The organism is Streptococcus sp. DD11 (assembly GCF_001578865.1).
GTDB classification, from domain to species: domain Bacteria; phylum Bacillota; class Bacilli; order Lactobacillales; family Streptococcaceae; genus Streptococcus; species Streptococcus panodentis.
Map to the genome: position 1 here is coordinate 667,683 of NZ_KQ969392.1, position 8,268 is coordinate 675,950.

The 8,268-nt window shown below is 41.5% G+C and carries 3 protein-coding genes and 1 pseudogene; 2 read left to right on the forward strand and 2 right to left on the reverse strand.

All coding sequences use genetic code 11. The features are described from left to right. Window positions 1–119: 119 nt before the first annotated feature. Window positions 120–1,600: pseudogene (gene guaB, locus STRDD11_RS03150) on the reverse strand (IMP dehydrogenase). A gap of 165 nt (window positions 1,601–1,765) precedes the next feature. Beyond that, window positions 1,766–2,791, reverse strand: a complete 1,026-nt coding sequence (trpS, locus tag STRDD11_RS03155) for a tryptophan--tRNA ligase (protein ID WP_128835239.1) — start codon at window positions 2,789–2,791, stop codon at window positions 1,766–1,768. 305 nt (window positions 2,792–3,096) lie between these two features. Here trpS and STRDD11_RS03160 point away from each other — a divergent pair, with 305 nt between their 5' ends. Both STRDD11_RS03160 and STRDD11_RS03165 read left to right on the forward strand, forming a co-directional pair. Then, window positions 3,097–4,719 (forward strand): ATP-binding cassette domain-containing protein, encoded by a 1,623-nt coding sequence (locus STRDD11_RS03160; RefSeq protein WP_128835241.1) that lies wholly within the window; start codon window positions 3,097–3,099, stop codon window positions 4,717–4,719. A gap of 75 nt (window positions 4,720–4,794) precedes the next feature. Further along, window positions 4,795–7,395 carry a YfhO family protein gene (locus STRDD11_RS03165; protein ID WP_128835243.1) on the forward strand — a complete coding sequence of 867 codons (2,601 nt, stop codon included), beginning with the start codon at window positions 4,795–4,797 and terminating at the stop codon, window positions 7,393–7,395. Window positions 7,396–8,268 lie beyond the last annotated feature (873 nt).

Below are 8,268 nucleotides of genomic sequence, written 5' to 3' on the forward strand. Positions count from 1 at the left end.
AACATTCTGTAAAAGAGATACCGAAAAACCTTATTATTCAGACTTTTATAATGTAAACCACTGTCAATTATAATGTAAAAAAGTCGGAAGCCTAGTTTAAACAGGCTTCCGACTTTTTCTTATTGGACAGAATAGTTAGGCGCTTCATTGGTAATCTGCACATCATGCGGATGGCTCTCTTTGAGTCCTGCACCGCTCATTTCAATAAACTGAGCATTTTCATGCAGTTCCTGAAGATTGCCGGCTCCGACATAGCCCATACCTGAACGAATGCCGCCCAGCATTTGAAAAACAATGTCTGCTGCAGCGCCTTTATAAGCCACCCGGCCTTCAATCCCTTCAGGGACAAGCTTATTGGCTTCATTAACAGCTCCTTGGAAATAGCGGTCGCTGGACCCTTTTTTCATAGCTGCGATAGAGCCCATTCCGCGGTAAGTTTTAAATTTGCGGCCTTGGAAAATTTCAGTTTCACCAGGAGCTTCATCTGTTCCAGCAAACATAGAACCTAACATGACAGCATGGCCGCCGGCAGCCAGTGCCTTGACGATATCGCCGGAATATTGAATACCACCGTCAGCAATAATCGTTTTGCCGTATTCACGCGCAACACTGGCGGCGTCATAAATCGCTGTGATCTGCGGCACTCCAACACCGGCAATCACACGAGTTGTACAGATAGAGCCTGGACCAATTCCCACTTTAACAACATCAACACCGGCTTCATAAAGCGCACGCGCTCCTTCAGCAGTAGCAATATTGCCGGCAATCAGAGTACGATTTGGGAAATGCGCCCGAATTTCAGCAATCTTACGAAGAACCCCAGCAGAATGGCCATGGGCTGTGTCAATCACAATGGCATCTGCTCCAGCTTCAAAAAGAGCTTCTGCCCGCTCAAAGGTGTCCGATGTCACACCGACAGCTCCTGCTACCAAGAGACGGCCAAATTCATCCTTAGCTGCATTTGGAAATTCAATCACTTTTTCAATATCTTTAATCGTGATTAAACCAGATAAGCGGCCATCTTCATCAACCAAAGGAAGCTTTTCAATCCGGTGTTCCTGCAGAATGCGCTCAGCAGTTTCCAAGTCCGTTCCAACCGGTGCCGTCACCAGATTTTTGCTGGTCATATGATTCGAAATTGGCTGGTTAAAATCAGAGATAAAGCGCATGTCGCGGTTGGTAAGAATCCCTACCAACTTGCGGTTTTCCAATGTTTCAACAACTGGTACGCCGCTGATACGATAGCGGCCCATCAGTTCGTCAGCTTCTGCAATACTGTGCTCAGGAGTCAGGAAGAATGGATCGATAATCACACCGTTCTCAGAGCGTTTTACCTTGCGGACTTCATCCGCCTGCTGCTCAATAGACATATTTTTGTGGATGACCCCAAGACCGCCGGCCCGGGCAATAGCAATAGCCATTTGGCTTTCCGTCACGGTATCCATGGCGGCAGTGATAATTGGGATATTTAAAATCAGATTCTCAGCCAGTTTGGTGCTTAAGTCAGCATCATTGGGCAGCACATGGCTTTCAGCCGGAATCAGCAATACATCATCAAAGGTAAAACCTTTTTTAAAAACTTAGTGTCCCAGTTAGACATCCACGGTTCCTCATTTCTTTTCTTATTGAGCAGGGCTCGTTTTTTAGTTGTTAATATCATACCATTCTATAGGAAATTGTCAATCATTATTGCATAAAAAATAAAAACCACCATTTTTATCATTAAAAAACGATGGTTTCTCCAACTTTTTAATCTGAACATTCGTTATTTGAAATACTGAATTCCCATAGCAGACTTAACTTCATCAAGGGTCTGTCCGGCTGCTTGCCGAGCTTTTTGACAGCCTTGCTGCAACATCCTGTAAACCTCCCCCATATCCTTGGAAAATTCAATCCGGCGTTCACGAATCGGCCCCAATTCTCTCTCTAAAATTTCCAGCAGATAGCGTTTGGTTTTGACATCTCCCAAACCGCCGCGCTGATAATGTTCTTTCATGGATGAAATTTCAGCAGCATCTTCCGGCCGCCCAAAGACATCCAAATAGTGAAAGACCATATTGCCTTCAATCTTTCCAGGATCCTCTACTCTGATATGGTCCGGATCCGTATACATGCTCATCACCTTCTTTTGAAGAGTATCCATGTCATCAGCCAGATAAATCCCATTATTCAGGGATTTGGACATTTTGGCATTGCCGTCAAGACCGGGCAGCCGTCCTGCAGCTTCATTCTCCGGATAAATGCCTTCCGGTTCTACCAAAACATCAGTATGATAGGTGTTATTAAAGGAACGTACAATTTCACGGGTTTGCTCAATCATAGGTTTTTGATCGTGGCCGACTGGTACATAGTTTGCTTTAAATGCTGTAATATCAGCTGCCTGAGAAATAGGATAAACCAAAAATCCGGTCGGCAGACTTTCACCAAACCCCTTCTGAGCAATTTCTGTCTTGACAGTCGGATTGCGCTCCAAACGTGCCAAGGATACCAGATTCATATAATACATTGACAGCTCAGCCAATTCAGGAATCTGACTCTGAATAAAAATAGTTACTTTCTCTGGGTCTAATCCGGCTGCCAAATAATCCAAAGCGACATTTCCAATAGACTCAACAATCGTCTGTGGGTCCTTGGCATGATCTGTCAAAGCCTGCTGGTCAGCCAAAAAGACAAACATATCATACTTGCCTTGGTCCTGCAAAAGCACGCGGTTGCGCAAACTTCCTACATAGTGGCCGATGTGCAGCTTCCCTGTCGGACGGTCTCCTGTTAAAATAATCGGTTTAGTCATCGATCTCTCCTCAATTCGTACTGAACTCATTATATCATTTTCGGCGAAAATGAGAAAGAAGAGAATAAGAAAAAGCCATCAGGAACCAGAAAAGTAAACTTGCTTGCTTTATTCTTTACAGTTTGACGATAAATTGTAAAGAATATTTACAGTAAATATCTGTAAATTTCTTGTAAAATTATAATTTACACAGTATTTTTCTAAAATCTTGATTGCAAAAAATATAGGCTATTATCTCAGAATTATTTGAAAAAAGTTGTAATTTCTAGTAAAATGTAGAAGATTACATATATAGGAGAAAAACATTGCTTACAGTATCAGATGTGTCACTGCGATTCAGTGATCGAAAATTATTTGATGATGTTAACATCAAGTTTACAGAAGGGAATACCTACGGATTAATTGGTGCCAATGGTGCTGGGAAATCCACCTTTTTAAAAATCCTGGCTGGTGATATTGAGCCGACAACCGGTCATATTGCACTAGGACCTGATGAGCGCCTGTCTGTTCTTCGCCAAAATCATTTTGACTACGAGGAAGAACGGGCCATCGATGTAGTCATTATGGGAAATGAGCATCTTTACAATATTATGAAAGAAAAAGATGCAATCTATATGAAACCTGATTTCTCTGACGCTGATGGAGTCCGTGCTGCAGAACTTGAGGGAGAATTTGCTGAGCTGGGCGGATGGGAAGCAGAAAGCGAAGCTTCTCAGCTGCTGCAAAACCTTAATATTCCAGAAGACCTCCACTATCAAAATATGAGCGAGCTGTCCAATGGGGACAAGGTGAAAGTGCTGCTTGCCAAAGCTCTCTTTGGCAAGCCCGATGTCTTGCTGCTGGACGAGCCGACCAATGGACTGGATATCCAGTCTATCACTTGGCTGGAAGATTTTCTTATTGACTTTGACAATACGGTCATCGTCGTATCCCATGACCGCCACTTTTTGAATAAGGTCTGCACCCATATGGCAGACCTAGACTTCGGAAAAATTAAGCTCTATGTCGGTAATTATGATTTTTGGAAAGAATCCAGTGAATTAGCTGCCAAGCTTTTGACCGACCGCAATGCCAAAGCTGAAGAAAAAATCAAACAGCTGCAAGAATTTGTCGCCCGCTTCTCTGCCAATGCTTCCAAGTCCAAGCAGGCAACATCGCGTAAAAAGATGCTTGACAAGATTGAACTGGAAGAAATTGTTCCCTCCAGCCGGAAATATCCTTTCATCAGCTTTAAAGCTGAGCGGGAAATGGGAAATGATCTCTTGACAGTTGAAAATCTCTCTGTCAAGATTGATGGCGAAACCATTCTTGACAATATCAATTTCATTTTGCGTCCTGGTGACAAGACAGCCTTGATTGGGCAAAATGACATTCAGACAACAGCCCTCATTCGAGCTTTGATGGGAGAAATTGACTATCAAGGTACTGTCAAGTGGGGTGTAACGACCAGTCAATCTTATCTGCCTAAAGACAACTCGCGTGATTTTGCCAGCGGGGAATCCATCCTTGACTGGCTCCGTCAATTTGCCAGCAAGGAAGAAGATGACAATACCTTCCTTCGCGGCTTTTTGGGACGGATGCTGTTTTCTGGTGATGAGGTTAACAAGTCTGTCAATGTTTTGTCAGGAGGAGAAAAAGTTCGGGTTATGCTGTCCAAGCTGATGCTGCTGAAATCCAATGTTTTAGTATTGGATGATCCAACCAATCACTTGGATTTGGAATCAATCTCCAGCTTAAATGACGGTCTGAAAAATTTTAAAGAATCGATTATTTTTGCCAGCCATGACCATGAGTTTATCCAAACTCTGGCCAATCATATTATTGTCCTTTCCAAAAATGGGGTTATTGACCGGATTGATGAAACATATGATGAATTCTTGGAAAATCAAGAGGTTCAGGAAAAAGTTAAAGAACTTTGGAAAGATTGACTACCTTGTCAATGAAGTTTACAAATCTTTACAGAGGCATGAAACAAAGTTTCTGCCTCTTTGTGCATAGGAAATATGAATAAAATCGAACACTATTTGAAGAAAAACTGGGCCTATCTTTCTTCCTTTATCCTTCCGTTTCTGCTGATGTTTTTAATTTATCTGTTTTACGGAATCTATTGGAACAGTGATACCTCGCCCTTGCTCGGAGATGGATTTCATCAGTATGTCATTTTTGACACAGCACTGAGAAATATTCTTCATGGAACGGACAGCCTTTTTTATACCTTTAACAGCGGCTTAGGTCAAAATTTTTATGCCTTATCCAGTTATTATTTAGGCAGTTTTCTGTCACCGCTGACTTATTTTTTCGATTTAAAATCAATGCCGGATGCTGTCTATTTATTTACATTGGTAAAATTCGGTTTAATCGGATTGTCGACTTTTATCAGCATTAAGGGAATGTTCAAAAAAATTCCTGATTGTCTCATTCTTATCCTGTCAACATCCTTTGCTTTGATGAGTTTCTCAATCAGTCAGCTTGAGATAAAAACCTGGCTGGATGTCTTTATTTTGGCACCGCTGATTCTGCTTGGTTTAGACCGTTTGATAAAGAAAAAAGGACGCATATTATACTTTACAACATTGTCAATTCTCTTTATTCAGAATTATTATTTTGGATATATGATGGCTCTGTTTTTGATTTTTTGGTATCTGGTTCAAATCACTTGGGACTTTAAAATGAGAATTCGGACTCTGCCTGACTTTGCTGTCGTTTCTCTCCTAGCGGGTCTGACCAGTTTGATTATGATTCTGCCAACTTACTTAGACCTGAGCACTCATGGAGAAACCTTAACGGCTATCAATTCCATATTTACAGAAGACAGCTGGTATCTGGATGTTTTTGCAAAAAATCTTATTGGCTCCTTTGATACAACCAAGTATGGTTCCATCCCTATGATTTATACAGGGCTATTGCCGCTGCTCTTTGCCATCCTGTTTTTCACTCTCAGATCCATTCAGTTTCACGTGAAACTTTCTTATTTCATTTTGCTGGCTCTTCTAGTAGCCAGTTTCCGTCTTCAGTATCTGGATTTGCTCTGGCAGGGCATGCACGCGCCGAATATGTTTCTTCACCGCTATTCCTGGCTCTTTTCTTTAGTCCTTATTTTCATGGCTGCAGAGAGCTTAAACCGGCTGAAAGAGCTGAATTGGAAGCACCTGCTCCTTAGCTTTGCACTCTTAATAACTGGTTTTGCTGCTGTTTTTTTCACCCGCAGCCACTACGAGTTTTTAAAAGCCGAAAACTATATTTTGACAATCGAATTTCTTTTGGCCTATATGCTAATTGTATTTCCTTTTGTCAAATCCTATATCAGCAAAAAAATTTTCATGCTGTCCCTGCTGTTCTTTGCTGCTTTTGAACTAGCCCTCAATTCTTACTATCAAGTCGGCGGTATCGCTAAGGAATGGGCCTTTGCTGCTCGTTCTTCCTATGCACAAAATCTTGAAGAAATTGACAAGCTTGTAACATATACAAAAACAGAAAACAATCATTTTTTCCGTTCTGAAAAGCTGGAACCCCAGACTGGAAATGACAGTATGAAATATAATTACAATGGAATCTCGCAATTCTCATCTGTCAGAAATACCCAGGCCAGTTCTGCACTGGACAAATTAGGCTTTAAATCGGCAGGCACCAATCTTAATCTGCGATATGAAAACAACAGCATCTTGATGGACAGTATTTTTGGTATAAAGTACAATATCTCCCAGACAGATCCTGATAAATTTGGCTTTACTCCTGTCAAAACAGAAAAAGAGATGACTCTCTATAAAAATGATGCTGCATTGGGATTGGCTTTCCTGACAAATGATATTTACAGAGATGTCAAGTTTACAAACCTGACACTTGACAACCAAACTGAATTTCTTAATCAGCTAACAGGCTTTCATTATAACTATTATAAACGGCTTACTGCTGTTGCAGAAAATGGCGGCAGCAGAACAATCGGAAAAAGAATAACAGCCGAAGTCGACACAAAAAATAACAGCAGCTTTGCAAGCATGACTTATCTGCTGACTGTTCCGGCAGACAGTCAAGTTTATGTCAATGTACCTGGGATTGACTTTTCAAATGACAACCAGACAGACATTGACATTACTGTCAATGATCTGACAAGCCGCTATCCAACCAATAATGTTTTTCCTTTTTTCAATGTTGGTTATTTCAGTCAGGAACAAACTATTGCTGTCCGTCTGACCTTCCCAGATAATGCTACTGTATCTTTTGATGAACCTGAATTTTTTGCAGTAGATACAAAACAGTATTTGGATGTCATTAGCAAACTGAAGGAGCAGCCCGTTGCCGTTCAAACGCAGGCCAATACTGTTACAGCTGACTATGATGCCGACAGGGACAGTTCGCTTTTCTTCACCATTCCTTACGATAAGGGCTGGTCTGCCAGCTTGAACGGCAAAGCAGTTGCCCTCAAACGGGCTCAAAACGGCTTTATGAAAATCGATGTAAAGGCAGGAAAAGGCAAAATAAAACTGACTTTCATTCCAAACGGACTGAAAGAGGGAGCAGCGGCCAGCATAGCAGGCATTTTGCTGTTCTTTGCGTATAACTGGATCAGAAATAAACAATTTCAGAAAAACAAAAGTTCACCCTAAAATTTTTAGGCAACACTTTTTAATTTGATGCTTAAAGAAAATCAAAATCAAACTAGGAGTGGGACAGTCTCCCATGATGACTGTGTCCTCACCCACTCTTTTGGAAAATATCGTCATTTAGTTTTTCTTTTATTCCGTCGTTAACTCGCCTTAAAAGTCCTTCAGCCTCGCTTTGTTTTGGTAAAAAAACTCTTGACGCGGTAGCTGATTGCTCAAAGCACTGCTTTGAGCAGCTGACACTTCCTAGCGGAAGCTTTATCCGCTACCTCAAAACCTCCACTGGAGGTTTTTGACACTTCCTAACGGAAGCTTTATCTGCCGCCTCAAAACCTCCACTGGAGGTTTTGAGCAGCTCGCTGCCCTATCATCCTCTATTTTAAGCGATAGGCTGAAACTGTCCCCCGAACAGTTTCACTACTACAAGCAAGCTAAAAAACTATACCGTATAAAATTGCTATGACGACGTCTTCAATTTTGTCGCCCCGTCTGAGTTTGTGAATAAGATCAAGCAACAGCAACGCTTGATGTCAAAACAGCGGCTTGTAAGAGCTGACGGTTCAACGAATGAGAAACGGCTCAGCAGTGCTTTATTGGCACTAAAGCGCCTAATGAACTGTGCAAGGGGAAATTCTGGCTGACCAAAGTCAACTCAACAGAATCTCTCCCAACCACTGCATCTTGTACATCAAACATAAAATAGACAAAGCTGGATACTGTTGTCCCCATCTCGTCATCTTCGGTCTTCTTTGGGAAATACATCAACGGTTGATTTTGATTTTTCAAGAATAAATAAAAATAAAAAAACACCCAGAAGCGCTGCTATCATAGCCTTTCTAGGTGTTTTTGTTAACTGAAAAAAGACTGAAGAGAAAG

Bases quoted from the DNA above. Each gene is read 5' to 3' on its own strand.
- trpS (WP_128835239.1), bottom strand. From the start codon at position 2,791: ATGACTAAACCGATTATTTTAACAGGAGACCGTCCGACAGGGAAGCTG.
- STRDD11_RS03165 (WP_128835243.1), top strand. From the start codon at position 4,795: ATGAATAAAATCGAACACTATTTGAAGAAAAACTGGGCCTATCTTTCT.